We start from the raw sequence: 24,087 nt of genomic DNA, 5'->3' as shown, positions 1-24,087 counted from the left end.
AAGATCCTTGTTCTGCATCCCGTTTCCGGTCTGCACCCCAGAACGTTTCGTCCCGGGTGAGCCGCCCATTCTACATCGCTTTTCTAGACCGTCAACACCCGTAGCTAACAAATTTTTCAGCGTGGAGTGTTGCGGAAACCTTCGCGAAAGGGCGCTTCGTCGAAGGGGCGAGAATCATAGCGCCGAGCCGCGCGTCTGGGAAGGGGGCGCATGCACTTTTCTCGCGGAAGCGCAGTTGGCCGCAGCGCTACACTGCCCATCGCGTCTTTCCGCCCGCGACGAGTGCCTGCGATGAAACGATGGATTGCCCCGATGCTCTTCCTGCTGGCCGGCTGTTCCGGCAACGCTCCCGCGCAACTCGCAAAGCCGGCGGTCGAGTTGCATGGGCAGCGTTTCTCGGTGGAGCTCGCCACCGACGACGCCAGTCGACAACACGGCCTGATGATGCGCACCACGCTGGCGCCCGACCACGGCATGCTGTTCGTGTTTTCCCACATCGGGCCGCAGGCGTTCTGGATGAAGAACACGCTGATCCCGCTGGACATCCTGTATTTCGATGCGGAACGCCGACTGGTCTCGATGCAGCTGGACGTGCCGCCATGCAAGGCCGATCCCTGCCCGACCTATCCCAGCGCCGCGCCGGCGATCTACGTGCTGGAGCTGTCTGCCGGTACGGCGCAGCGCATCGGGGCGAAACTGGGCGACGCGTTGAAGATCGACGGCGACATCGGACCGGTGCGCTGAGCGGCTGCACGCGGCGCGTCGAGCATGCCGACACGATAGGGAATCAGGTCTTCGGGACGCAGGTTTTCCAGTGCGTCCCAGTCGTCTTCGAACGGAATGAACTGTTGCATGGGATGTTCCCCGTATGGCGCGCCGCGTGACCGGGCGCAGGAACATCAGAGCAGGCGGCCCGGTCAACGCACTGACGGGATCGGGCCGTTTGCGGGCAGGAATCGGCGCTCAGTCGAGCTCGATCATCTCGAAGTCGTCCTTGGTGGTGCCGCAATCCGGGCAGGTCCAGGTGTCGGGCACGTCTTCCCAGCGAGTACCGGCGGGAATTCCTTCGTCGGGCACGCCCACGGCTTCGTCGTAGATGTAGCCGCAGACGACGCACATCCATTTGCGCAAGGCGGTTTCGGTGGAACTCTGGCTCATGATCGGGCTTCTTCGGATCTCTGGGGAATGGAGCATTCTCGCAACTCGCCCGACAATACGAAAGCGCGACGACGTCGCCGCCCTTTCCACCACGCTCGCGAGGCCATGATTTGAAGATGCCCACACCCCAACCGGGCCGCGGCCTGTACGCCATCACCGATGGGCCGCGCGCCGATCTTCTGGAGGTCGTCACACAGGCACTGGCCGGCGGCACCAGGCTGCTGCAATACCGCGACCTGAGCGCGGATACGGTGCGGCGCCACGCCGAAGCGACGGCGCTCGTACAGTTGTGTCACGCCCATGGCGTGCCGCTGATCATCGACCACGACATCGCGCTGGCCCTGGCCGTTGGCGCCGACGGCGTGCATCTGGGCCGCGACGATGACGATCCGCGAGCCGTGCGTGCGGTGCTGGGCGAGAATGCGATCGTCGGCGTGTCGTGCTACGGCTCGTTGCCGCGTGCGCAGGCCGCGGTGCGCGCCGGTGCCAGCTACGTGTCGTTCGGCGCGTTCTTTCCCTCGCCCACCAAGCCGCTGGCGGCGCGCGTCCCGATCGACTTGCTGAGGCAAAGCGCCGCGCTCGGCGTACCGCGGGTGGCGATCGGCGGGATCACGCCGGACAATGGCGCTACGCTGATCGAAGCCGGCGTCGAATACCTGGCGGCGATCACCGCCGTCTTCGCCGCTGCCGACGTGCGCGCCGCCGCGCAACGTTTCGCCGACCTGTATTCATCCGATCGAGAATCCGCACGATGACCAACCACGAACTCTTCCAGCGCGCCCTGAAGCTGATGCCCGGCGGCGTGAACTCGCCGGTGCGCGCGTTCAAGTCGGTCGGCGGCGAGCCGTTCTTCACCGCGCGGGCGGACGCTGCCTACCTGTGGGACGTCGAAGGCACGCGCTACATCGACTACGTCGGCTCGTGGGGGCCGATGATCGTCGGCCACAATCACCCCGCCGTGCGCGAGGCGGTCGAACGCGCGGTGAAGCATGGCCTGTCGTTCGGCACGCCCTGTCCGGCCGAAGTGACCATGGCCGAAACGATCACCCGGCTGATTCCCTCGGTCGAGATGGTGCGAATGGTCAACTCCGGCACCGAGGCCACGATGTCGGCGATCCGCCTCGCCCGCGGCGCCACCGGCCGCGCGAAGCTCGTGAAATTCGAGGGCTGCTACCACGGCCATGGCGACAGCTTCCTGGTCAAGGCCGGCTCCGGTGCGCTGACCTTCGGCGTACCGACCTCGCCGGGCGTGCCGAAGGCGAACGCCGACCTCACCCTGACCCTGCCGTACAACGACTTGGATGCCGCGAAAGCCTTGTTCGCCGAACAGGGCCACGAGATCGCCGGCCTGATCATCGAGCCGGTCGCCGGCAACATGAACTGCATCCCGCCGATGGACGGCTATCTGCAGGGCCTGCGCGAACTGTGCACGCAGCACGGCGTGCTGCTGATCTTCGACGAGGTGATGACCGGTTTCCGCGTAGCGCTCGGCGGCGCGCAGGCGTACTACGGCGTGACGCCGGACCTCACCACGTTCGGCAAGATCATCGGCGGCGGCATGCCGGTGGGCGCTTACGGCGGCCGCCGCGAGCTGATGGAACAGATCGCCCCGAGCGGGCCGATCTACCAGGCCGGTACGCTGAGCGGCAATCCGGTGGCGATGGCTGCGGGTCTGGCGATGCTGGAGCTGATCCAGGCGCCCGGCTTCCACGACAAGCTGGCCGCCCGCACGCGCCTGCTCACCGACGGCCTGCAGTCGGTGGCCGATGGCGAAGGCATCGCGTTCAGCACCAACCGCGTCGGCGGCATGTTCGGCTTGTTCTTCAGCGCCGAAAAGGTGCGGAGCTACGCGCAGGCGACGGCAGCGGACGTGGCGCTGTTCAACCGCTTCTTCCACGGCATGCTGAAGCGCGGCGTGTACCTGGCGCCATCGGCCTTCGAAGCCGGCTTCATGTCCGGCGCGCACACCGAGCAGGACATCGCCGACACGCTGGAAGCTGCGCGCGGCGCCCTGCGCGACGCGAGGGGCTGATTCACCAGCTGCCAGTATTCGGCATCGACGCCCACGGCTCGCGCGGCGGCAGATAGCCTTCCTGCAGCAGCTCGATCGAGATCAGGTCGGGCGAGCGCACGAAGGCCATGTGCCCGTCACGCGGCGGGCGATGGATGGTGCAGCCCAGCGCCTGCAGGCGCGCGCAGGTGGCGTAGATGTCCTCGACACGAAACGCCAGATGGCCGAAGTTGCGCGCCGAACCGTAGTCCTCCTGCGAGCCCCAGTTCCAAGTCAGCTCGATCTCGGCCTCAGGGCTGCCCGGCGCCGACAGGAACACCAGCGTGTACTTGCCTTCGGGCACCTCCGTGCGACGTACCTCGCGCAAGCCGAGGCCCTCGCAATAGAAACGCAGCGAGGCGTCGAGATCGCGCACGCGCACCATGCTGTGCAGGTATTTCATGGAATGCTCCTGATCGGCCGGCTGTGGCGAGAATCTCGGCTCAACCTGCCACAAAATCGTTCAAGGCCGCGTGCAGGCGCGTGAGGCCTTCGGCCAGTTCTTCATCGCTGATGGTCAACGGCGGCACGAAGCGCAGCACGTCGGGCCCAGCCTGCAACAACAGCAGGCCATGCGCCGCGGCGCAGTCGAGAATCGTTCCCGCCTCGCCCTTGTAGGCATCGGCCAGCACCGCGCCGATCATCAGGCCGCGACCACGCACCTCGGCGAATACCGGCAACTCGCGATTGATCCGGGCCAGTCCGGCGCGCAGGTCGTTCGCCTGCCGCTCCACGTTCATCAGTACCGCTGGCGAGGCCAGCTTGGCCAGCGCGACGCGGGCCACCGCAGCGGCCATCGGGTTGCCGCCGAAGGTGGTGCCGTGCGCACCGTACTGCATCACCTCGGCCACCTTCGGGCCGGCCAGCATCGCACCGATCGGAAAACCGCAGCCGAGCGCCTTGGCCAGGGTCACGATGTCCGGCGTGACGTCGTCGTGCGCGTGTGCGAACAGCGTTCCGGTGCGGCCCATGCCGCACTGGATTTCGTCCAGCACCAGCAGCGCGTCATGCTGATCGCACAGTTCGCGGACGCGCTTGAGGAACCCCGGCGCGGCCGGCAGCACGCCGCCTTCGCCCTGTACCGGTTCCAGCATCACGGCGGCGATGTCGCCCGCGGCGAACGCCGCCTCCAGTGCGGCGACATTGTTGAAATCCGCGTAGCCGAAACCCGCCGGCAACGGCTCGTAGCCCGCCTGGTACTTCGGCTGCGCGGTGGCGGTGACCGTGGCCAGCGTGCGGCCGTGGAACGATCCCCTGAACGTGAGGATGTTGCGCTGCTCCGGCGGGCGCCCCTTCGATGCCGCCCACTTGCGCACCAGCTTGATCGCCGCCTCGTTCGCCTCGGCGCCGGAGTTGCACAGGAACACGCGTTCGGCAAAACCCGAAGCGCGCACCAGCTCCTCGGCCAGCCGCAGCGGCGGCTCGGTGTAGAACACGTTGCTGCTGTGCCAGAGCTTGTGCGCCTGCGCGACCAGCGCGGCGAGCAGATCCGGATCCTGGTGGCCGAGCGCGTTCACCGCGATACCGGCGCCGAAGTCCACATAGTCGCGCCCTTCGGTATCCCACACCCGCGCGCCCTTGCCATGGTCGAGCACCAGCTCGCGCGGCTTGTATACCGGCAGCCAGTAGCGCTTGCCGAGTTCGATCAGAGCGGAGGGTTGTTCGTGCATGGGGGTTCTCGAGGTGGCGGCGCGGGCCGCTGGATGGACGACGGGTGTTGCGTGGCGCGCATCGTAGAGCCGTGCCGCGACCACGCACAATCACGCCTGCTGTTGTAACACCTGCCAATGGGCTGTATCGCCCGCGTTACAGCCCGTCGCAACGCAGTTGCGGCGCGCATCGCCACGCGTACGCCGCTACCCGACGCGGGTGACCGCTGTATACGCGACGACACGACAACGCCATGGCACGAACCGACCCGATCGCTGCAAACCGCACTGTGGCGGGCTTTGTCGCGGATGGCACGCGGATTGCTCATCCGACATGGGAACCCATGCAGAGGAAGCATCCATGTATCCGTGCCATCGTCGTCGGCTCATCGACCGCACCCTGCTGATGCTGGCCGCGCTGCTGCTGCCGGCCAGCGTGCTGGCCGCCGACGCCTACCAGGCCGCAAAAGCCAGGCCCGGGGATATCGTGCTTCTGCGCAACGTCTCCGCGTGCCCGGCGCCGCCGGGCATGGCGTTGATGGTCGACCCGTCGCCCCGGCACGAGATGGCTCGCGCGCTCGGCACCGAAGAACTCAGCGACATCGATTATGCCAACCTGCGCGCCTCCGCCAACGATGGCGCGCAGTAGTCACGCAAGAGCCGCGCAAGCGGCGAACGAGGGCGGTAACCCGGCGACCCTGTAGCCGGGCACCAAAGGAACCCCCCCGACCCGTCCCCTGCGGGCCGGGGGGACTTCCTTCGCCAGGGAACGAATACACGAAAATCGACGATGCGGGCCGCTTTTGCCATGCTTCTGCTTGTGGGCCTGTGCGCCGCCGCAGGCGGAAAAACACGGCCGTCGATGTGAGCTGGCGGCGCACTGCCGAACGACGCCCATTGCAGCGGCCGAGTGACGAGCACTCAGGAAGCCGTACCGCAACACGGTGCGCCAGCACACCGACTACAGCTGCGGCGCCGCCGCACTGGCCACGATCCGCGCTACACCTACCGCCTGGACGTCGACGAGACCCATGTCGTCGGCGATCAAGGCGATGGATCCGGTGATCGTGTTCGCGAACCCGGGCTGCACCCATTCGCTCCCGCGCAACCTCGGCGTGACCTGCGCGATGCGCCGGCACACCACGCTGATGACGATGCCGGGCATCGGCTTGACGCCGGATGCACCGGACTACGGCGTCACCTTCAAGATTCCCTACATGTTCTGAGTCACCGGCGGCCTGGGGGCGTTCACGCCTGCGGCGGGTCGTCCAGCGCGAAAGGGAAGGCCATTGCCCCGCAGCCCATCCAGTTCCAGCCGGTGCTTCTTGCACAGGCGATACACGGTGACCCGCGACACGTTGAGTCGCCGCGCGCATTCGCTGATGTTGTAGCGGCTTTCGCGCAGGCAGTTCAGCACCGCCTCGCGCTCGGCCGAAACACGCGTCAGGCCGAGGCTGGAACGGGGCGTGGCAGAGGGCTGCGCATCCTGCAGGTCGAGGTCGCTCGCGCTGATCAGCGTGCCTTCGGCAACCACCGCGGCACGTTGTACGCGATTGATCAACTCGCGTACGTTGCCGGGCCAGCTGAATCCGCGCATGGCCTGCCGCGCACTGCTGCTGAATGTGCGGGCGCGGCCGGGGTGGCGCAGACGGAACGCATCCAGGAAATTCTGCGCGAGCAATTCGACGTCGCCACCGCGTTCGCGCAGCGCGGGCATGCGCAGGCGCAGCACGTTGAGCCGGTAGTACAGATCCTCGCGGAAGCGGCCCTGCGCCACGGCCAGCTCCAGGTCCACATGGGTGGCAGCCAGCACGCGCACGTCCAACCGGATCAGCTGACTCGAACCCACGCGCTCCAGCGTGCCCTCCTGCAGCAGGCGCAGCAAGCTGGTCTGGGCGTCGAACGGCAGGTCGCCGATCTCGTCGAGGAACACCGTGCCGCCGGAAGCGGCCTCGAAATGCCCGATGCGCCGCGCATTCGCGCCGGTGAAAGCGCCACGCTCGTGACCGAACAGCTCGGACTGCACCAGGTTCGGCGGCAACGCACCGCAATTGATGGCGACGAACGGCCGCTCGCGACGCGCCGACAGGCCGTGCAGCGCGCGCGCCGCCACTTCCTTGCCGCTGCCGGTCTCGCCGGTGATCAACACCGGCAATTCCACCGGCGCATATTTGCGCAAGCTGGCCACCGCGGCGCACATCGCCGGACTTTGCGCGCCCACGATGCCCGGGATATCCGTCTTTTCCGTGGCCGGCGTCCAGTCGTTGCCGAACTTCATCAAGACATCGGTCAGGCGTTTCATGTCGACCGGTGCGGTGAAGAAGTCCACGCTGGCCCGCAGGATGCGTTCCACCTCCGGCGTATCGGCGGCGGTCTCCTGGGAAACCAGGGCCAGCCAGGGCAGCCATGGGTGATCGGCCATCAACTGGTCCATCGCCTGTACCGTATCCGCATCGCTGTGACGCAGATCGGCCATGGCCACCACGATATCGCCGCGCCGCATGCCCACGCCGCCCTGCAATTGCGCATCGCCGATCCGGGTACGCCAGCCCTCTCGTGCCAGACAGGCGCATTCCTCATCCGTCGGTTGGCCAAACCAGACCACGCAACGCCTGGATATCTGATTGCCCGTCATGGCACTGACCCCCCTGTCCCCAAGGTCGCAGTTGCGGTTCGGGATGATGCGCCTGGGCAGGCGATCGATCCCGCTGACTTTTGCAGCCGCATCCTGCGCCCTTTTGCTGCAAAAGTGCGATGTACTTCACACAATTTACTCCCAAGTAAGCGAGCAATATGTGAAGAAACAAGGCCTTCCGGGTGATCCACCGGCAAGGAACCGACGCCTGTGAGCGTAGGTGGGCCACCCTGGCCGAGGTCGGGGCCCATCCCATCGCGAGGGGCCCGGTTTTCAGCCCAGGAACAGGTCCGGCAGCAACGGCGCGCCCGGCTGCACGGCATAGCCATCGAAATCGGTGACCCCCGCTTCGCGCAGGATCGCTTCGTCGATCGCGAAATGGCCGGTGTAGTCACGTGCCGGGCGGGTCAGGATGGCGTGGGCGGCGTCGGCCACGATCTCCGGCTTGCGGCAATGCCCGGCCTTCACACCATCGATCATGCCGATCGCCGCGGTGGCGATCACCGTGCGCGGCCATAGCGCATTCACCGCGATGCCCAGCGGCGCGAACTCCGGGCTCATGCCCAGCACGCACAGGCTCATGCCGTACTTGGCGATGGTGTAGGCGGTGTGCGGCGCGAACCATTTCGGATCGAGGTTGAGCGGCGGCGACAGCATCAGCACGTGCGGATTGGCCGCCTGCTGCAGGTACGGCAGGCAGCTGCGGGTGACCAGGAAAGTGCCGCGGGTATTGACCTGCTGCATCAGGTCGTAGCGCTTCATCGGCGTCTCGGCGGTGCCGGCCAGCCAGATGGCGCTGGCGTTGTTGACGACGATGTCGATGCCGCCGAAATGCTCGGCCGCCTGCGCGGCGGCGGCCACGACCTGAGCCTCCTCGCGGATGTCCACCTGCAGTGCCAGCGCCTTGCCGCCGGCCGCCTCGACCGCCGCCGCCGCGGTGTGAATGGTGCCGGGCAGTTTCGGATTCGGCACGCCGCTCTTGGCCGCGATCACGATGTTCGCGCCGTCGCGGGCCGCGCGCAGCGCAATCGCCAGGCCGATGCCGCGCGAGGCGCCGCTGATGAACAAGGTCTTGCCGGCGAGGTCGGCCATGCGCGTCACCCTATCGAAAAAGGTCAGTGTAAGGCTTGCCGGTTCACGGCTTCTGGAAACGCGGCAGGATGTCGCGCAACTCGGCCAGCCGCTGCACCGGATCGCTCAGTTCGAGCATGCGCTGCTGCTCGCCAGTATCCAGCGGCAACAGCTCGGCCAGCCGGAAGCCCAGCCAGCTGGCGTCGTCGTAGGCGCTGCGCGGTGCATGCCGCCAGTGCGGCGCCATCGTCTCGATCAGCCTCTCGAGGATGGTCTGCAGCAACGCAAACTCCACCGGCACCTGCAGCTCCGGCTCGTCCGGCCAGACCTCCACGTCGCCACGCAGCAGGCCATCGGAACGCACCCGGCTACGTGCGACGCGGAAACGCGCGCCGCCTTCGGCGACGATGCCGAGCAGGCCGTCGTCGTCGCGATGGAAATCGCTGATCCGCGCGATCGTGCCGATCGCCGCCGGCACCGCCGGCTCGCCCACTTCCTGTCCCTGCAGGATCAGGCACACGCCGAAGCCGGTGCCATGACGCGTGCATTCCCGCACCAGGTCGAGATAGCGCGGCTCGAAGATGCGCAACTGCAACTGGCCGCCGGGAAACAGCACGGAGGCCAGCGGAAACAGGGGCATCTCGACGAGCGGCGACTGGGACTGGGCAACCATGCGGCGAGTGTAACCAGAGCAGATGCCGCGGTCAGCCGCGACCCGGCTCAGGCCTGGCGCAGGCTTTCCACGAAGCGGCGCGGCGCCGCTTCGAAACCGCCGTTGGACATGAAGATCACCTGGTCGCCGGGCCGTGCCTGCGCACGCAGGGCGGCGATCAGCGCGTCGACCGTCGGCGCCGTCGTGCCGCGCCCGCCCAGCGCCGCGGTGACGCGGCCGGCATCCCACGACAGCTCGGGGCGATGCAGGAACACCACCGCATCGGCGTCGGCCAGCGACGGCGCCAGCGCCGCGGCGTGCGCACCCTGGCGCATCGAATTGGAACGCGGCTCCAGCGCCACCAGGATGCGCGCGTCGCCGACCTTCGCGCGCAGCCCAGCCAGGGTGGTGGCGATCGCGGTGGGGTGATGGGCGAAGTCGTCGTAGACGCGTACGCCGTTCACTTCGCCGACCAGCTCCATCCGCCGCTTCACGCTCTCGAAGCTGGCGAACGCCGGCAGCAGTGCACGCGGATCGGCACCGGCCGCCGCGGCCGCGGCGAGCGCGGCGAGCGCGTTCATCACACTGTGATGGCCCAGCAGCGACCAGCGCACCTCGCCGAGCCGCTCGCCGGCATGATGCACGGCGAACGCCGAGCCGTCCGCCTCGACCAGCGTGGCCTGCCAGTCGCCGCGGCCGATACCGAAGGTTTCCACCGGCGTCCAGCAGCCCATCGCCAGCACCTCGGCGAGCCGCTCGTCGTGCGCGTTGACGATCAGCCGGCCATTGCCCGGCACGGTGCGCACCAGGTGATGGAACTGGCGCTGGATCGCGGCCACGTCGGGGAAGATGTCCGCGTGGTCGTATTCGAGGTTGTTGAGGATCGCGATGCGCGGGCGGTAGTGCACGAACTTCGAGCGCTTGTCGAAGAACGCGGTGTCGTACTCGTCCGCTTCAATGACAAAAGGCTTGCCCTGCCCGAGCCGCGCTGACACACCGAAATTGCCCGGCACGCCGCCGACCAGAAAGCCCGGCGCCATGCCAGTGCTTTCCAGCAGATGCGCCAGCAGACTGGTTGTGGTGGTCTTGCCGTGAGTGCCGGCCACCGCCAGCACGTCGCGCTCGGCCAGCACCGTCTCGCCCAGCCACTGCGGGCCGGAGATGTAGCGCAGGCGCGCATCGAGCATGTACTCGACCGCCGGGTTGCCACGGGTCATCGCGTTGCCGACCACCACCAGATCGGGCTGGACGTGATCAGGCCCGGGCTGCAGGTGCTCGGCGGTGTAGCCGCTCATCAGGCCGATGCCGAGCGCCTCCAGCTGGGTGCTCATCGGCGGATAGACGTTCGCGTCGGAACCTTCGACCGTGTGGCCCAGCTCGCGCGCGAGCGCGGCGACCCCGCCCATGAAGGTGCCGCAGATACCGAGGATGTGCAGACGCATGGTGAGCGGTTCCTTGGAGCCCGCTCTACAGGGAGCGGGACGTGTGCTCAGCCGTTCGCCGCGGCGGCTTCGTTCTGCAGCGCGCGCTCGATCCGCGCGGTGACCTCGGCCAGTTCGCCGACGCCGTCCACCGCCTGCAGCTTGCCGCGGCTGGCGTAGAAGTCCGCCACTGGCGCGGTCTGCTCGGCATAGATGCCCAGGCGCTTGCGCACGGTGTCCGGGTTGTCGTCGGCACGGCCTTCCGCCTTGAAGCGGATCTCGCAGCGCCCGATGATCGCCTCGTTCGGCACGTCCAGCTTCACCACCGCATCCAGCGGCTGGCCAAGCTTGGCCAGCAGGTGGTCGAGCGCACCGGCCTGGGCCAGGTTGCGCGGATAACCGTCGAGGATGAAGCCGGCTTTCGCGTCGGCTTGGGCGAGGCGTTCTTCCAGCATGCCGAGCAGGATGTCGTCGGAAACCAGCTGGCCGGCGTCCATCACCGCCTTGGCCTTGAGCCCCATCGCGGTGCCGGCGGCGACGGCGGCGCGCAGCATGTCGCCGGTCGAGATATGCGGAACACCCAGCGCCGCCTTCAGCCGGGCCGCCTGCGTACCTTTGCCCGAGCCGGGCGCACCAAGTAGGACGAGTCGCATAATGCTCCACAAGTTCGGCGGGCCGCCGCACACTGCGACAGCCCGCCCGACGCACAGAATTGTCCGTCAAATTAGCCGCTGCACCGGGTGCCGTCAAACAGAGACCTTCGTCGCATCCAGCCAAGTGTTTGTTGCAGAAAAAGATTTGCCGACAACCATCGCCACCCTTCCACCGCCTGATCGAGGATCCCATGAGCCCGAGCCGCCGTTCGCCCGCCGTCACCGGCAACCTGCTGTACGCCCAGTCCGGCGGCGTCACCGCCGTGATCAACGCCACCGCCGCCGGCGTGATCGAGACCGCGCGTGCGAAAGGCATGAAGGTGTACGCCGCGCGCAACGGGATTCTCGGCGCGCTGCGCGAAGAATTGATCGACACCTCGAAGGAACCGGCCGCCGCGATCGCCGCGCTGCGCCACACGCCCGGCGGCGCGTTCGGCTCGTGCCGCTACAAGCTGAAATCGCTGGAGGACAACCGCAGCGAATACGAGCGGCTGATCGAGGTGTTCCGCGCGCACGACATCCGCTGGTTCCTCTACAACGGCGGCAACGATTCGGCCGATACCGCGCTGAAGATCTCGCAGCTGGGCAAGACGATGGGCTACGACATCCGCTGCATCGGCGTGCCGAAGACGGTGGACAACGACCTCGCCGTTACCGACTGCTGCCCCGGCTTCGGCTCGGTGGCGAAATACACCGCGATCTCCACCTTGGAGGCGAGTCTCGACGTGGCCTCGATGGCCGAGACCTCGACCAAGGTGTTCATCCTCGAGGTGATGGGCCGCCACGCCGGCTGGATCGCCGCCGCCGCCGGCCTGGCCGGCGAAGGCGCTGACGCGCCGCCGCACATCATCCTGTTCCCCGAAAACGCGTTCGACGAAGCGGCGTTCCTGGCGAAGGTGAAAGCCACCGTCGAGCGCGTGGGCTGGTGCACCGTGGTCGCCTCCGAAGGCGTGCGCAACGCGGCCGGCCAGTTCCTCGCCGAAGCGGGTACGCGCGATGCATTCGGCCACAGCCAGCTCGGCGGCGTGGCGCCGGTGCTGGCGGCGCTGGTGAAGGAAAAGCTCGGCTACAAGTACCACTGGGCGCTGCCCGACTACCTGCAGCGCTCGGCGCGGCATGCCGCTTCGAAGGTCGACGCGGAGCAGGCTTACGCGGTCGGCCAGGCCGCGGTCGACTACGCGCTGGCCGGCATGAACGCGGTGATGCCGGTGATCGTGCGCACGGCCGACGCACCCTATCGTTGGAAGATCGCACCGGCGCCGCTGGCGAAGATCGCCAACCGCGAAAAGAAGATGCCGAAGAACTTCATCAGCCGCGACGGTTTCGGCATCACCGCGGCGGCGCGGCGTTACCTCGCGCCGCTGATCCGCGGCGAGGCGCCACTGCCGTACGGCAAGGACGGCCTGCCGCGCTACGTGCGGCTGAAGAACGTGGCGGTGGCGAAGAAGCTGGCGGCGTTCCAGCGCTGAACCGGCCGGGTTCCGTGACCGGTTTCGCAAAGCTGAGCGCCACCTGAAACCGCTTCGCCGATATCGGACTACGTTCAGCCGCAGCTTCCTACGATCCATCCTGCCCGGGTCGATCGCCGCGCTGTTGCGGCCACGACACCCAAGGAGGAGCCCTGAAATGAAACTCTTCAGCCGCCTGCTCATTGCACTTGCCCTGTTCACCACCGGCAGCCTCGCGCTGGCCGACCAGGGCGGTCACGATCGCGACCGCCGCGGCCAGGGCCACGGCTACGCCGATTATCGCCACGACGGCCGCCACGGCGACTACCGCCGGCACGACGATCGCCGCCATGACTATCGGCGCTACGACACCCGCCGTTACGACGACCGCCGCTACGGCTACCGCGACGGCTACCGGCGCTACGGCCACCATCCGCGCTGGGAGCGTGGCCATCACTACTACGGCCCGACCTATGTCGTGCGCGACTACGGCTATTACCGCCTGCGTCCGCCACCGCGCGGCTACCACTGGGTACGCGCGAACAATGACTACCTGCTGGTCGCGATCGCCACCGGCATCATCTTGGACATCGCGCTGCAATAAGTCCGCGCCGACGTGAGTGAATCGGGGCCATGCATTCGTGCATGGCCCTTTTCTTTGCTGGGCGGCGCTGCGCCGCACAACGGCCTGCGCCGCAACGTCTGCCTATACTCCCCGGGACCGCCCGTTCCGGACGGCCACTTACAACCCATGGGGAGGCTCCGATGCTGCAGCAGTATGGCTGGTGGATCGTCGTTGCGTGTGCGGTGGTGGCGGTTTTGTATGGCGCGTTCTCCGCGCGCTGGATCCTGGCGCAATCGCCAGGCAACGAACGGATGCAGGAAATTGCGGCAGCCATCCAGGAAGGCGCACGCGCCTACCTCAACCGCCAGTACACCACCATCGGCATGGTCGGCATGGTATTGCTGCTGTTGATCGGATTCTTCCTGAGCTGGCCGACCGCGATCGGCTTCCTGCTCGGCGCCGTGCTGTCAGGGGCAGCCGGTTACATCGGCATGAATGTCTCGGTGCGCGCCAACGTGCGTACGGCCGAAGCGGCGCGACGCGGCCTGAGCGCGGCGATGGACGTGGCATTTCGCGGTGGCGCGATCACCGGCATGCTGGTGGTCGGACTGGCCCTGCTCGGCGTCGCCGGCTACTGGCTGGTGCTCGGCCACTTCGGCGTCACCGGCGAGCCGGCGCTGCACGCGCTGGTCGGCTTCGCGTTCGGCAGCTCGCTGATCTCGATCTTCGCGCGGCTGGGCGGCGGCATCTTCACCAAGGGCGCCGACGTCGGCGCGGACCTGGTCGGCAAGGTCGAGGCCGGCATTCCCGAGGACGACCCGCGTAACCCCGCGGTGATCGCCGACAACGTCGGCGACAACGTCGGCGACTGCGCCGGCATGGCGGCCGACCTGTTCGAAACCTACGCGGTGACGGTGATCGCCACCATGCTGCTGGGCGGGCTGATGTTCGCCGGCAACCCGCACGCACTGCTGTATCCGCTGGCGCTCGGCGGGGTGTCCATCATCGCCTCGATCATCGGCACGCTGTTCGTCAAAGTGAAGGACGGCGGCTCGATCATGGGTGCGTTGTACAAGGGCGTGATCGCCTCGGCCGTGCTCTCGGCGATCGCGTTCTGGTTCGTCACCGGCACGCTGCTGCCGCAGGGCCTGACCACGGCCGACGGCCAGCTGATTTCGGCCAGCCAGCTGTTCTGCTGCTCGCTGATCGGACTGGTCCTGACCGGCGTGATCGTGTGGGTCACCGAGTACTACACCGGCACCCAGTTCAAGCCGGTGCGGCACATCGCCGAGGCATCCACCACCGGTCACGGCACCAACATCATCGCCGGCCTCGGCGTGTCGATGAAATCGACCGCGCTGCCGGTGATCGCGGTCTGTGCCGCGATCTGGGGCGCCTACCATTTCGGGCAGCTGTACGGCATCGCGATCGCCGCCACCGCCATGCTGTCGATGGCCGGCATGATCGTGGCGCTGGACGCCTACGGCCCGATCACCGACAACGCCGGCGGCATCGCCGAGATGGCCGACCTGCCGCCGGAAGTGCGCGGCGTCACCGATCCGCTGGATGCGGTCGGCAACACCACCAAGGCGGTGACCAAGGGTTATGCGATCGGTTCGGCGGCACTCGCCGCGCTGGTGCTGTTCGCCGACTACACGCACAACCTCGACGCGATGGGCGCGGCCAAGGCGCTGGCCGCCGGGGTGCCGTACACGACGCTTACCTTTGACCTGTCCGATCACATGGTGATCATCGGCCTGCTGATCGGCGGCCTGATCCCGTACCTGTTCGGCGCGATGGCGATGGAAGCGGTCGGTCGTGCCGCGGGCGCGGTGGTGGTCGAGGTACGCCGGCAGTTCCGCGACATCCCGGGCATCATGGCCGGCACCGCCAAGCCGGAATATTCGCGCGCGGTGGACATGCTGACCAAGTCGGCGATCCGCGAAATGATCGTGCCGTCGCTGCTGCCGGTGGCGGTGCCGATCGTGGTCGGCCTGCTGCTGGGGCCGAAGGCGCTGGGCGGCGTGCTGATCGGCACCATCGTCACCGGCCTGTTCGTGGCGATCTCGATGACCACCGGTGGCGGCGCCTGGGACAACGCCAAGAAGTACATCGAGGACGGCCACCACGGCGGCAAGGGTTCCGAGGCGCACAAGGCCGCGGTTACCGGCGACACCGTCGGCGACCCGTACAAGGACACCGCCGGCCCGGCGGTGAACCCCTTAATCAAAATCATCAATATCGTCGCGCTGCTGCTGATTCCTCTGCTTTAACCGAAGCGACTCCCGCACGGCACCTTCGCCCCTCTCCCGCAAAGCGGGAGAGGGGAACGGGGTGAGGGGCGCCGCAGGCGCGGATCAAGATCATCAACATCGTGGCGCTGCTGCTGATTCCGCTGCTGTAAGCCACGCGTCCGCAATGACAGGAATCCCGCCCGCGTGGCGGGATTTCTGTTTCGGGCCCGCGCTCCTGACTTTAGTCACGGGCGGCCGTATGCCCGGGCGGTTACGCTCGACCGACCACGGGCCGCGCCCGTCATGTCCATTACGTTCATTCGCGCACCTGGGAGCACACGATGAAATCGGTTTGGCTGATGCTGGCACTCGGCGTCACACTGACGGGCATGAATGACATCCACGCCCACGACACGACACCCGCTTCCGCAGCCACTCCGGCCGGCGACGATCCGTTCCTGTGGCTGGAGGACATCCACGGCGCCCGCGCGCTGGACTGGGTGAAACAGCAGAACGCGGCGACCGCGAAACAGTTCGTCGACAACGCCGAATTCGCGCGCACCCGCGACAGCATTCTCGAGGTGCTCGACTCGGAAGCACGCATCCCCTACGTCAACCGCATGGGCGACCACCTGTACAACTTCTGGCGCGACAAGGCGCACCCGCGCGGCGTCTGGCGGCGCACCACGCTGGCCGAGTACCGCAAGGCCGAGCCGGCGTGGGAGGTGCTGCTGGACGTCGACGCGCTGAACAAGGCCGAGAACAAGCGCTGGGTGTTCAAGGACGTGGAATGCCTGAAGCCGGCGTTCGAACGCTGCCTGGTTTCGCTGTCGCCGGACGGCGGCGATGCGACCGTGGTGCGCGAGTTCAGCATTCCGCACAAGGCGTTCGTGAAGGGCGGCTTCGAGTTGCCGGTGGCGAAAAGCCAGGTCGGCTGGATCGACGAAAACACCCTCTACGTCGGCACTGACTTCGGCCCCGGCTCGATGACCGAATCGAGCTACCCGCGCATCGCCAAGGCATGGAAGCGCGGCACGCCGCTGTCGGCGGCCACCACGGTGTACGAGGGCAAGCCGAGCGACCTCGCGGTCAGCGCCTACCACGACCGCACGCCGGGCTACGAACGCGATTTCGTTTCCATCGCCAGGGATTTCTATCACAGCGACCTGTACCAGCGCCTCGGGAACAAGCTGGCCCGCGTCGAAGTGCCGGCCGACGCGGAGGCCGACGCCCATCGCGAATGGCTGCTGGTGCGGACCCGCTCGCCGTGGACCGTCGACGGCACCACCTATCCTGCCGGTGCGCTGCTGGCGACGCAGTTCGACAACTTCATGGCCGGCAAGCGCCACTTCGCTGTGCTGTTCGAACCGGACTCGCACACCTCGCTCGACTCGTACGCGTGGACCAAAAGCCACCTGATCCTCAACCTGATGGACGACGTCAAGAGCCGGCTGGAGGTGCTGACCCCGCCGCCGATGGCAGCGCCCGGCGGCGACTGGAAGCGCGCGGCGATGGCGGGCGCACCGGCGATGAGCACGATCAACGTGATCGACACCGACCCCGACCACAGCGACGAGTACTGGCTCGACGTCACCGGCTTCCTGGCGCCGTCGTCGCTGCAGCGCGGCGTGCTGGACGGCGCGGCGGCCGAGACGATCAAGCAGGCGCCGGCGTTCTTCGATGCCGCGAAGTTCGCGGTTAGCCAGCACTTCGTGAAGTCGAAGGACGGCACCCGCGTGCCGTACTTCGAGATCGCCCCGAAAAACCTCAAGCTGGACGGCGCCAACCGCACCCTGCTGTATGGCTACGGCGGCTTCGAAGTGTCGCTGCAGCCGCAGTACAGCGGCAGCGTCGGCCGTGCCTGGCTCGAGCGCGGCGGCGTCTACGTGATCGCCAACATCCGCGGCGGCGGCGAGTACGGCCCGCAATGGCACCAGGCCGCGCTGAAGGCAAACCGTCCGCGCGCGTACGAAGACTTCGCCGCGGTGGCCAAGGATCTGATCCGGCGCGGCGTCACCTCGGCGAAACACCTCGGCGCCGAAGGCGGCAGCAACGGCGGTCTGTTGATGGGCAACATGCTCACGATGTACCCGCAGCTGTTCGGCGCGATCGCCTGCGAGGTGCCGCTGCTGGACATGAAGCGCTACATCCACCTGTCCGCCGGCGCCTCGTGGATGGCCGAGTACGGCAACCCCGATACCGCCGACTGGAACTTCATCAAGACCTTCTCGCCGTACCAGAACGTGAAGCAGGATGGCCACTACCCGCCGGTGCTGTTCTACACCGCCACCAGCGACGACCGCGTCGGCCCGGTGCAGGCGCGCAAGATGGCCGCGCGGATGCAGGCGCAAGGCCACCCGAACGTGTGGTTCTACGAGAACCTCGAAGGCGGCCATGGCGCTGGCGCAGACAACCAGCAATCCGCCCACATGCACGCGATGGCCTACGATTTTTTGTGGGACCAGCTGAAATAAGGCGACCGATCGCCGTCATGCACACCCGCGAGCCGGCACCTGCCGGCTCGCGTCGTATGGCGGGGTGGCCTGAAGTAAGCTTTCGTGATCCGTCACCTTCCCTCATCGCCATGCACCCACGCACCACCATCAGCCCCGAACTGCGCGAATGGATCCTGGCCACCACCCGGGCCGGGCATGGCGTGCCGGAGGTGCTGCGGCTGTTGAAGGAGAACGGCTACGACCCGCGGCAGAGCCGCAGCATCGTCGCCGAGGTGCTGAAGCTGCCGCTGGCGACGCTGCTTGCCAGCAGCGCCAAAGGATCGCCGCAAGGTCTGCGCCCGAAACACCCCGAGGCGCCGGAAGTCCGCATCGACGGCCATGCCGTCGGCGTCTCGCTCGGCGTGGACGAGCCTGTGCTGCGGGTGCTGGAGAACATCCTCAGCGGGCAGGAATGCGACGAACTGATCGAACTGGCGCGGCCGCGGCTGCAGCGTGCGCTCACCGTCGACAGCGAGGGCCGCCACCAGGTGGATCAACGGCGCACCAGCGAGGGGATGTTCTTCACCTTGAACGAGGTGCCGCTGGTCGGCCGTATCGAGCAGCGTCTGGCCATCCTGCTCGGCGTGCCGGCGAGCCACGGCGAAGGGCTGCAGATCCTGCATTACCTGCCGGGCCAGGAGTACGAGCCGCATTTCGATTGGTTCGATCCGGAACAGCCCGGCTACGGCACGATCACCGCGGTGGGCGGGCAGCGCATCGCCAGCGTGGTGATGTATCTGAACACGCCCGCGCAAGGCGGCGGCACGGCGTTCCCCGAGATCGGCCTCACCGTCACCGCGCGGCGTGGCGCGGCCGTGTATTTCGCCTACGAAGGCGGTGACCGGAGTTCGCTGCACGCCGGCCTGCCGGTGCTGCAGGGCGAGAAGTGGATCGCCACCAAATGGCTGCGCGAGCGGCCTTACAAGAAGCCGAAGAAGGCCTGACCGCCGCCGTGGCGAACCCGTCGTTGCTGCGCCGCAGCAGCGTTTGGCGTATTCTTGCGAACCTTCTTTCCCCCTTTACCGCCAAGGACATTCCATGGGTCTGCACCTCGTCTCCGCCGGCCGCAACGTGCCGGAAGAAATCAACGTCATCATCGAGATCCCCAAGGACGCCGAGCCGGTCAAGTACGAGGTGGAGAAGGAAAGCGGCGCGATCTTCGTCGACCGCATCCTGTCCACGCCGATGCGCTACCCGTGCAACTACGGCTACGTGCCGCGCACGCTGGGCGGCGACGGCGATCCGCTGGACGCGGTGGTGATCCTGCCGCTGCCGCTGGCCGTCGGCTCGGTGATCCGCTGCCACCCGGTCGGCATGCTGAAGATGACCGACGAGGCCGGCAGCGACGAGAAGCTGGTGGTGATCCCGTCGCCCAAGGTGTTCCCGGGCTATGCGCACATCAACGACATGAAGGGCGTCTCGCCGCACTGGCTGGAGCGCATCGGCCACTTCTTCGAGCACTACAAGGATCTGGAGAAGGGCAAGTGGGTGAAGGTCGAGGGCTGGGTCGGCGCCGACGAGGCGAAGGCCGAGATTCTGGCCGGTTTCCAGCGTTACCAGGACGCCATCAGCGGCTGAACCCACCGCCGGCAAGTTGTCCACGCATGAACAAACCCCGCCCCGGCGGGGTTTGTTCGTCTGGATCAACCGCGCCTGAGCAATTCGCGCAGGTCGATCAGCGCCGCGTTCGCGCGCGACACGTAGTTCGCCATCACCAGCGAGTGGTTGGCGAAGAAACCGAACGGCGAGCCGTTCAGCACCATCGGGCTGTGCAGCGGGCGCTGCGCCTCCTCCAGCTCGCGGATCACCTGCTCCAGGCTGACGTCGGCGTGCTTGCTGCGCAGGATCGGGCCGAAATCCTGCTGGAACGCCTTGAGTTGCTCCAGCAGGGTCCAGGTGTAGCCGCGCGCTTCGTAGAAGTTGTCGTCGATCCTGGTCCACGAGGTTTTCACCATCCGGCCGCCGTCGGGCGCGCGCGCCGTGCCGGCCTCGGCCGGCGCGTCGATCGAGGGAACATCGCCGAGACGGATCTGGCCCACGCTGGCCGACAGCCGCTGCGACAGCGAGCCCAGCCGCGCCGAAGCCACCTGCAGGTAATCGGCCAGGTTGTCGGCACGCGCGTAGAAGTGCGCGTTGCTGTCGTCGCGATCGCCGAGCCGGCCGAGATAGCCGTCCAGATGTCTGATCGCCTTGCGGTACTGGCTCTCCGAGCTGGGCAGCAGCCAGCGGTCGTTCGGGCTGTTGAGCAGCGGATCGGCCTCGGCCAGGTCCTTGTCCTCGGTCGACTGCGTCTGCGAGCGGCTGAAGTCGTTGCGCAGCGCGCGCACCAGATCGCGCGAGGCGGTCAGCGAACCGAATTCCCAATTGGGCACGTTGTCCATGAACACGCCCGGCGGCAGCTTGTCGTTGCTGAGGTAGCCGCCGCGCTTGTCCAGCAGGGTGCGCACCGAGCTGATCAGGGTGACTGTGGTGGTCGCGCCGGTGCTGGCCGGCCGCTGCAAGTCCTGCATCTGCGCCTGGGTCACCGCCACCGGATCGAACAGCGCCGGCTCGCTGTCCCACCACCACATCAACGCCGCCACACACAGCACCAGCAACGCAAGCAGGGCCAGAATGGCGCGGCGGATGCCGTGGCGCGGCGGGTTCGAAGTGTCCTGGGTCTGCATTGGGCGGCTCCTGCGTGGGCAACGAACGGGTGACCAAGCTTACAACGCCGCCCGTCGCCCACTGTGAGCAGACAGGCTGCCGCCGTATCCTTGTCGCTCTGCTGGAACGCGCCACCCGCCGCGGGCGCAAGCTTGCCGTTCTGCTGCCGGAGATGCCCCATGAAAGCCGTCGCCCTCACCCGCTACCTGCCGATCGACGACCCGCAGTCGCTGCTCGACGTCGAACTGCCCATGCCCGCACCCGGTGCGCACGATTTGCTGGTGCGCGTCGAGGCGGTGTCGGTGAATCCGGTCGACACCAAGCTCCGCTCGCCCAAGCCGCAGGTCGAGGCGCAACCGAAGGTGCTCGGCTACGACGCGGCCGGCACCGTCGAGGCCGTCGGCGCATCGGTCGATGGTTTCCAGCCGGGCGATCGCGTGTACTACGCCGGCGACGTCACCCGCCCCGGCAGCAACGCGCAGTTCCAACTGGTCGACGCACGCCTGGTCGGGCACGCGCCGCGGTCGCTGGATCTGGCCGAGGCAGCAGCGTTGCCGCTGACCGCGGTCACCGCGTGGGAGCTGCTGTTCCAACGCATGCCGTTCGACAGCGAACACGGCGGCGAGGGCAAGTCGCTGCTGGTGATCGGCGGCGCCGGCGGGGTCGGCTCGATCGCGATCCAGCTGGCGCGACGCGCCGGCTTCACGGTGATCGCCACCGCCTCGCGCGCCGAGACCATCGACTGGTGCCGCGCGATGGGCGCGCAGCACGTGATCAACCATCGCCACGCGCTGGCGCCGCAACTGGAAGCGCTGGGTTTCGGCCAGGTCGACGCGGTACTCAACCTCGCCGATACCGATCACTACTGGGATGCGATCGGCCAGTTGCTGGCACCGCAAGGCCACGTCGGCCTGATCGTGGAGCCGGCCGGCGCGCTGAGGATCGGCGACCCGTACAAGGCCAAATGCATCGGCATCCACTGGGAATTCATGTTCGCCCGCGCGCGCTTCAACACCCCCGACATGGCCGAGCAGGGCCGCATCCTCGAACGGGTCGCCAGCTTGATCGATGCGGGTGAATTGCGCGGCACGCGCACCGAGACGCTGGCACCGATCCATGCGGCGAACCTGCGCGAGGCGCATCGCCGGCTGGAATCGGGCCGCACGATCGGCAAGCTGGTGCTGGCCGGCTGGTGATCAGCGGCGCTTGCCCGCGGCTTTCCGGTTCGGTGACGGCTTGGCCGGCTCGCCCTTCTTGCCGAGCTGTTCCAGCAGCGTGTTCATGTCCTCGGCGTGCTCTTCCTCCATCGCCAGGATGCCTTCCAGCGCGCGGCGGGTGGTGGGATCGCTGACGAATGGCTTGGTCTTGGCCCTGGCTTGCTTCCGGGGACATTGGATGGATATCGACCCGACTGTCGAATCAATCTCGACGATTAACCAATGAGCCTATAAAGCCAGGTGGAAAAGCCAGGTGAGGAACAGCGCAGCAACCGAGTTGTTGCGCGAACACGGTCAGCGAAGTACATCGGTCAGCGCATCGCGAACCGCTCGGCACGATCGACCGTGGCCTGCAGAGCGGGAAGGATCCGCTCGATCACGTCGGCGTGCCGGCGCCACTTGTCTGGTGCTGGCCGGGAGACCGTGTAGCGGGAAAACGGAAGCGCCGCATCGAGCGGCCGATCCCATTCAAGCCCCAACGCACTGCACAGGCGTGTCATCTCCGCAGCTGGGGCGGCCAGAAACTCGTCATACCGGATTTTGTAGCAACGACCCGGCGGAAACACTGACAGGTCGTCCAACAGCATGCGCGTGGTGGTTTCCCACTGCACCGCCACGATCTCCTCCAATGATCGGCCGACAAGCTCGCGCCAACCCGGTATCAGCAGCAGAGACCAGGGTAACCCGGTCCAGCCGGGCAGCTGCGGATAGGTGCGGAACCTTCCGGACTGCCAGGCCTCCATCATGCTGCTCAGGGTCTGCCGCGGATCGCGGTACAGGTAAACGAAGCATGCCTCCGGAAATGCCCGCGCCAGAAGCGGAATGCGTAGCGCGTTCTTCGGGGTCTTTTCCAGCAACCGGTATGGCTGTCGCACCGGTGGCTGCCCGCCGCGATCGCGCATCTGTGAATGGAAGCGCCGGCGCAACTCGTCAACCACGGCGGGCGATGCAGACGATTCGCCGAGTCGATTGGAATCGTAGCCGCGGAATGCCGGATTCAGGCTGGTGATGCCTTCGATCAACCCATGACTTTCCCGGCCGGTGGTGAACAGGCCCGGTGCCTGCGCCAGCGTTTCGAACAGCAGGGTCGAGCCGGAGCGGGGGGGAGAGATGATGAAAATCGGACGATCGAAAATCTTGTCCCGCGGATCATTCCCTGCCACAGCTTCCATCACGATGCCTGCCTCATGCCTTGAGCAGCGGAACGCTTCCTGCGGTCGCTCAGCGCACCCACCAGAATCAGTTCAATCACGCCATTAATGAAGAGCATGCCATTGTTGAATCGCAGCGTCCCTGCAAAACGGCGCATCAATTGCTCGAAGGCATCCAGTCTTTCACGATAGATCGGCCAGGCACCCTGGTCATCGCCATGCTCCGCCCAAATCTCATGCCATGCGGTAATGAATCGGGAGGCGATCTGCTTCACCTGGGAAAGTTGTTCATGCGGCTGAGTGTCGCCCAGCAGGAAAAGCAGATGTTCTCTCAGCTCCCAAGGCGTCATGACATCCGGCAGGTTCGTCGATTCGTAGACAAGACGCGGCAGGGGTGAAGGTGCTGAAGCACCGAAGACTTCCGGATGCCAGTCTTCCGCCGCCCCGGGGATCGGCACGCGTCCACGGTCCACCATGCTCCAGAAACGTTCGCTGCCGATCGTGTCCGCCACCAAGTGGATTCTTTCGGCGGCGCTGGCGTTGATGACCCGGTGCATGCGCCACGTGTCGAAGATCCAGCATTCCCCGGCCTTCATGTTGACTTCTTCATCTCCACAGATGAAGCGCACGGTAGGCTGCGTGATAACGGGGATGTGGACGCGTACCCGTTCGCGCCAGTAATAGTTGAAATCAACATGAGGCTTGACCTCGGCATGGCCACTCAATTTCATCAGGCGACTGCGCCCCCACACGCCGCCGACTTTCTCCAGCACCTGCATCAGGTACGGACAATGTTCGAGGTAAGGGGTCGGTCGCATCGGGCCGGCAAAACCATCGTTTGCCGGATTGCCCTCCACCGAGATCAGCGGCAGTGCAAAATTGCCCGGAAACTTCTGCGGATGGTCGCGCCAGCACGAGGCGTCCAGCGCATTGATTTCGGCAAGCAGGCGTTGGGCATCGAACAACAATGGCAGTTGTATGAAGGACGCTTTGAGCTTCATGAACCGATCTCGGCTTCGGGAATGAGCCTCGCTGTAGACGC

23 protein-coding genes and 2 pseudogenes are annotated in these 24,087 nt (G+C 66.8%); 13 read left to right on the top strand and 12 right to left on the bottom strand.

Going from position 1 to position 24,087, the window contains the following annotated elements; genetic code table 11:
* Nucleotides 1-312 precede the first annotated feature (312 nt).
* Nucleotides 313-744, top strand: coding sequence for a DUF192 domain-containing protein (locus ASG75_RS15070; protein WP_056391346.1), 432 nt, complete (start codon nucleotides 313-315; stop codon nucleotides 742-744).
* 219 nt (nucleotides 745-963) lie between these two features.
* Here the strand turns inward: ASG75_RS15070 and ASG75_RS15065 are convergent, their stop codons facing one another.
* Complete coding sequence (locus ASG75_RS15065) at nucleotides 964-1,158, bottom strand: rubredoxin (protein WP_056391343.1); 195 nt, start codon at nucleotides 1,156-1,158, stop codon at nucleotides 964-966.
* 116 nt (nucleotides 1,159-1,274) lie between these two features.
* Between ASG75_RS15065 and thiE the strand changes: the two genes are divergently transcribed.
* Nucleotides 1,275-1,913 (top strand): thiamine phosphate synthase, encoded by a 639-nt coding sequence (gene thiE / locus ASG75_RS15060; protein ID WP_056391340.1) that lies wholly within the window; start codon nucleotides 1,275-1,277, stop codon nucleotides 1,911-1,913.
* Complete coding sequence (gene hemL, locus ASG75_RS15055; RefSeq protein WP_056391337.1) at nucleotides 1,910-3,190, top strand: glutamate-1-semialdehyde 2,1-aminomutase; 1,281 nt, start codon at nucleotides 1,910-1,912, stop codon at nucleotides 3,188-3,190. The genes thiE and hemL overlap by 4 nt, the downstream gene beginning before the upstream one ends.
* Nucleotide 3,191: 1 nt before the next feature.
* Here hemL and ASG75_RS15050 read toward each other — a convergent pair whose 3' ends face one another.
* Both ASG75_RS15050 and ASG75_RS15045 read right to left on the bottom strand, forming a co-directional pair.
* Nucleotides 3,192-3,611 carry a VOC family protein gene (locus tag ASG75_RS15050; protein WP_056391334.1) on the bottom strand — a complete coding sequence of 140 codons (420 nt, stop codon included), beginning with the start codon at nucleotides 3,609-3,611 and terminating at the stop codon, nucleotides 3,192-3,194.
* A 40-nt stretch (nucleotides 3,612-3,651) separates the two neighbouring features.
* Nucleotides 3,652-4,878: an acetylornithine/succinylornithine family transaminase gene (locus tag ASG75_RS15045; RefSeq protein ID WP_056391331.1), complete on the bottom strand. Its 1,227-nt coding sequence runs from the start codon at nucleotides 4,876-4,878 to the stop codon at nucleotides 3,652-3,654.
* Nucleotides 4,879-5,218: 340 nt separating this feature from the next.
* Here ASG75_RS15045 and ASG75_RS15040 point away from each other — a divergent pair, with 340 nt between their 5' ends.
* From ASG75_RS15040 to ASG75_RS16595, 3 genes and pseudogenes are all read left to right on the top strand, one after another.
* Nucleotides 5,219-5,506, top strand: a complete 288-nt coding sequence (locus ASG75_RS15040) for a hypothetical protein (protein ID WP_056391328.1) — start codon at nucleotides 5,219-5,221, stop codon at nucleotides 5,504-5,506.
* Between the two features lie 258 nt (nucleotides 5,507-5,764).
* Nucleotides 5,765-5,896 (top strand): annotated as a pseudogene (locus ASG75_RS16720) (peptidase); the annotation flags it as partial.
* A complete protein-coding gene (locus ASG75_RS16595) occupies nucleotides 5,889-6,083 on the top strand; it encodes a hypothetical protein (RefSeq protein WP_056391325.1) in 195 nt (64 codons plus the stop codon). The pseudogene ASG75_RS16720 and the gene ASG75_RS16595, both read left to right, overlap by 8 nt.
* On the opposite strand, the gene ASG75_RS15030 is transcribed toward ASG75_RS16595, so the two are convergent.
* The 5 genes from ASG75_RS15030 to ASG75_RS15010 form a co-directional block, all read right to left on the bottom strand.
* Complete coding sequence (locus ASG75_RS15030) at nucleotides 6,071-7,462, bottom strand: sigma-54 dependent transcriptional regulator (protein WP_327213313.1); 1,392 nt, start codon at nucleotides 7,460-7,462, stop codon at nucleotides 6,071-6,073. The two genes, ASG75_RS16595 and ASG75_RS15030, sit on opposite strands and share 13 nt — an antisense overlap.
* A gap of 303 nt (nucleotides 7,463-7,765) precedes the next feature.
* Nucleotides 7,766-8,584, bottom strand: a complete 819-nt coding sequence (locus tag ASG75_RS15025) for an NAD(P)-dependent oxidoreductase (protein ID WP_056391318.1) — start codon at nucleotides 8,582-8,584, stop codon at nucleotides 7,766-7,768.
* Between the two features lie 43 nt (nucleotides 8,585-8,627).
* On the bottom strand, nucleotides 8,628-9,236 hold the full coding sequence (locus tag ASG75_RS15020; protein ID WP_056391315.1) for an LON peptidase substrate-binding domain-containing protein: 609 nt from the start codon (nucleotides 9,234-9,236) through the stop codon (nucleotides 8,628-8,630).
* A 47-nt stretch (nucleotides 9,237-9,283) separates the two neighbouring features.
* Entirely contained in the window at nucleotides 9,284-10,657 is a 1,374-nt protein-coding gene (mpl, locus tag ASG75_RS15015; RefSeq protein WP_056391312.1) for a UDP-N-acetylmuramate:L-alanyl-gamma-D-glutamyl-meso-diaminopimelate ligase, read from the bottom strand.
* Nucleotides 10,658-10,704: 47 nt separating this feature from the next.
* Complete coding sequence (locus ASG75_RS15010; protein WP_056391309.1) at nucleotides 10,705-11,289, bottom strand: adenylate kinase; 585 nt, start codon at nucleotides 11,287-11,289, stop codon at nucleotides 10,705-10,707.
* 191 nt (nucleotides 11,290-11,480) lie between these two features.
* On the opposite strand from ASG75_RS15010, the gene ASG75_RS15005 reads away from it, so the two are divergent.
* From ASG75_RS15005 to ppa, 6 genes are all read left to right on the top strand, one after another.
* Nucleotides 11,481-12,758 (top strand): 6-phosphofructokinase, encoded by a 1,278-nt coding sequence (locus ASG75_RS15005; protein WP_056391306.1) that lies wholly within the window; start codon nucleotides 11,481-11,483, stop codon nucleotides 12,756-12,758.
* Nucleotides 12,759-12,915: 157 nt separating this feature from the next.
* On the top strand, nucleotides 12,916-13,341 hold the full coding sequence (locus tag ASG75_RS15000; RefSeq protein ID WP_056391302.1) for an RcnB family protein: 426 nt from the start codon (nucleotides 12,916-12,918) through the stop codon (nucleotides 13,339-13,341).
* A 161-nt stretch (nucleotides 13,342-13,502) separates the two neighbouring features.
* A complete protein-coding gene (locus tag ASG75_RS14995; RefSeq protein ID WP_056391299.1) occupies nucleotides 13,503-15,575 on the top strand; it encodes a sodium-translocating pyrophosphatase in 2,073 nt (690 codons plus the stop codon).
* A gap of 350 nt (nucleotides 15,576-15,925) precedes the next feature.
* Nucleotides 15,926-18,010 (top strand): prolyl oligopeptidase family serine peptidase, encoded by a 2,085-nt coding sequence (locus tag ASG75_RS14990; RefSeq protein ID WP_235580251.1) that lies wholly within the window; start codon nucleotides 15,926-15,928, stop codon nucleotides 18,008-18,010.
* 110 nt (nucleotides 18,011-18,120) lie between these two features.
* Complete coding sequence (locus tag ASG75_RS14985; RefSeq protein ID WP_056391295.1) at nucleotides 18,121-18,975, top strand: 2OG-Fe(II) oxygenase; 855 nt, start codon at nucleotides 18,121-18,123, stop codon at nucleotides 18,973-18,975.
* A gap of 94 nt (nucleotides 18,976-19,069) precedes the next feature.
* Nucleotides 19,070-19,609: an inorganic diphosphatase gene (ppa, locus tag ASG75_RS14980; protein WP_027484893.1), complete on the top strand. Its 540-nt coding sequence runs from the start codon at nucleotides 19,070-19,072 to the stop codon at nucleotides 19,607-19,609.
* Nucleotides 19,610-19,674: 65 nt separating this feature from the next.
* On the opposite strand, the gene ASG75_RS14975 is transcribed toward ppa, so the two are convergent.
* Nucleotides 19,675-20,697 carry a DUF2333 family protein gene (locus ASG75_RS14975; protein WP_056391294.1) on the bottom strand — a complete coding sequence of 341 codons (1,023 nt, stop codon included), beginning with the start codon at nucleotides 20,695-20,697 and terminating at the stop codon, nucleotides 19,675-19,677.
* Between the two features lie 159 nt (nucleotides 20,698-20,856).
* Between ASG75_RS14975 and ASG75_RS14970 the strand changes: the two genes are divergently transcribed.
* A complete protein-coding gene (locus tag ASG75_RS14970; protein ID WP_056391292.1) occupies nucleotides 20,857-21,873 on the top strand; it encodes a zinc-binding alcohol dehydrogenase family protein in 1,017 nt (338 codons plus the stop codon).
* Here ASG75_RS14970 and ASG75_RS16070 read toward each other — a convergent pair.
* The 3 genes and pseudogenes from ASG75_RS16070 to ASG75_RS14960 form a co-directional block, all read right to left on the bottom strand.
* Nucleotides 21,874-22,023: pseudogene (locus ASG75_RS16070) on the bottom strand (bacterioferritin); the annotation flags it as partial.
* A gap of 182 nt (nucleotides 22,024-22,205) precedes the next feature.
* Nucleotides 22,206-23,066, bottom strand: coding sequence for a sulfotransferase (locus tag ASG75_RS14965; protein ID WP_056391289.1), 861 nt, complete (start codon nucleotides 23,064-23,066; stop codon nucleotides 22,206-22,208).
* Nucleotides 23,066-24,046: an aspartyl/asparaginyl beta-hydroxylase domain-containing protein gene (locus ASG75_RS14960; protein ID WP_056391286.1), complete on the bottom strand. Its 981-nt coding sequence runs from the start codon at nucleotides 24,044-24,046 to the stop codon at nucleotides 23,066-23,068. Before ASG75_RS14960 ends, ASG75_RS14965 begins: the two co-directional genes overlap by 1 nt.
* Nucleotides 24,047-24,087 lie beyond the last annotated feature (41 nt).

This window comes from Rhodanobacter sp. Soil772, assembly GCF_001428385.1.
Lineage (GTDB): Bacteria > Pseudomonadota > Gammaproteobacteria > Xanthomonadales > Rhodanobacteraceae > Rhodanobacter.
This window is presented reverse-complemented; position numbering and strand designations above follow the sequence as displayed.

Excerpts from the sequence above, each read along its gene's own strand:
- ASG75_RS15070 (WP_056391346.1), top strand. The coding sequence starts at position 313 with ATGCTCTTCCTGCTGGCCGGCTGTTCCGGCAACGCTCCCGCGCAACTC.
- ASG75_RS15065 (WP_056391343.1), bottom strand. The coding sequence starts at position 1,158 with ATGAGCCAGAGTTCCACCGAAACCGCCTTGCGCAAATGGATGTGCGTC.
- thiE (WP_056391340.1), top strand. The coding sequence starts at position 1,275 with ATGCCCACACCCCAACCGGGCCGCGGCCTGTACGCCATCACCGATGGG.
- hemL (WP_056391337.1), top strand. The coding sequence starts at position 1,910 with ATGACCAACCACGAACTCTTCCAGCGCGCCCTGAAGCTGATGCCCGGC.
- ASG75_RS15050 (WP_056391334.1), bottom strand. The coding sequence starts at position 3,611 with ATGAAATACCTGCACAGCATGGTGCGCGTGCGCGATCTCGACGCCTCG.
- ASG75_RS15045 (WP_056391331.1), bottom strand. The coding sequence starts at position 4,878 with ATGCACGAACAACCCTCCGCTCTGATCGAACTCGGCAAGCGCTACTGG.
- ASG75_RS15040 (WP_056391328.1), top strand. The coding sequence starts at position 5,219 with ATGTATCCGTGCCATCGTCGTCGGCTCATCGACCGCACCCTGCTGATG.
- ASG75_RS16595 (WP_056391325.1), top strand. The coding sequence starts at position 5,889 with ATGTCGTCGGCGATCAAGGCGATGGATCCGGTGATCGTGTTCGCGAAC.
- ASG75_RS15025 (WP_056391318.1), bottom strand. The coding sequence starts at position 8,584 with ATGGCCGACCTCGCCGGCAAGACCTTGTTCATCAGCGGCGCCTCGCGC.
- ASG75_RS15020 (WP_056391315.1), bottom strand. The coding sequence starts at position 9,236 with ATGGTTGCCCAGTCCCAGTCGCCGCTCGTCGAGATGCCCCTGTTTCCG.
- mpl (WP_056391312.1), bottom strand. The coding sequence starts at position 10,657 with ATGCGTCTGCACATCCTCGGTATCTGCGGCACCTTCATGGGCGGGGTC.
- ASG75_RS15010 (WP_056391309.1), bottom strand. The coding sequence starts at position 11,289 with ATGCGACTCGTCCTACTTGGTGCGCCCGGCTCGGGCAAAGGTACGCAG.
- ASG75_RS15005 (WP_056391306.1), top strand. The coding sequence starts at position 11,481 with ATGAGCCCGAGCCGCCGTTCGCCCGCCGTCACCGGCAACCTGCTGTAC.
- ASG75_RS15000 (WP_056391302.1), top strand. The coding sequence starts at position 12,916 with ATGAAACTCTTCAGCCGCCTGCTCATTGCACTTGCCCTGTTCACCACC.
- ASG75_RS14995 (WP_056391299.1), top strand. The coding sequence starts at position 13,503 with ATGCTGCAGCAGTATGGCTGGTGGATCGTCGTTGCGTGTGCGGTGGTG.
- ASG75_RS14990 (WP_235580251.1), top strand. The coding sequence starts at position 15,926 with ATGAATGACATCCACGCCCACGACACGACACCCGCTTCCGCAGCCACT.
- ASG75_RS14985 (WP_056391295.1), top strand. The coding sequence starts at position 18,121 with ATGCACCCACGCACCACCATCAGCCCCGAACTGCGCGAATGGATCCTG.
- ppa (WP_027484893.1), top strand. The coding sequence starts at position 19,070 with ATGGGTCTGCACCTCGTCTCCGCCGGCCGCAACGTGCCGGAAGAAATC.
- ASG75_RS14975 (WP_056391294.1), bottom strand. The coding sequence starts at position 20,697 with ATGCAGACCCAGGACACTTCGAACCCGCCGCGCCACGGCATCCGCCGC.
- ASG75_RS14970 (WP_056391292.1), top strand. The coding sequence starts at position 20,857 with ATGAAAGCCGTCGCCCTCACCCGCTACCTGCCGATCGACGACCCGCAG.
- ASG75_RS14965 (WP_056391289.1), bottom strand. The coding sequence starts at position 23,066 with ATGGAAGCTGTGGCAGGGAATGATCCGCGGGACAAGATTTTCGATCGT.
- ASG75_RS14960 (WP_056391286.1), bottom strand. The coding sequence starts at position 24,046 with ATGAAGCTCAAAGCGTCCTTCATACAACTGCCATTGTTGTTCGATGCC.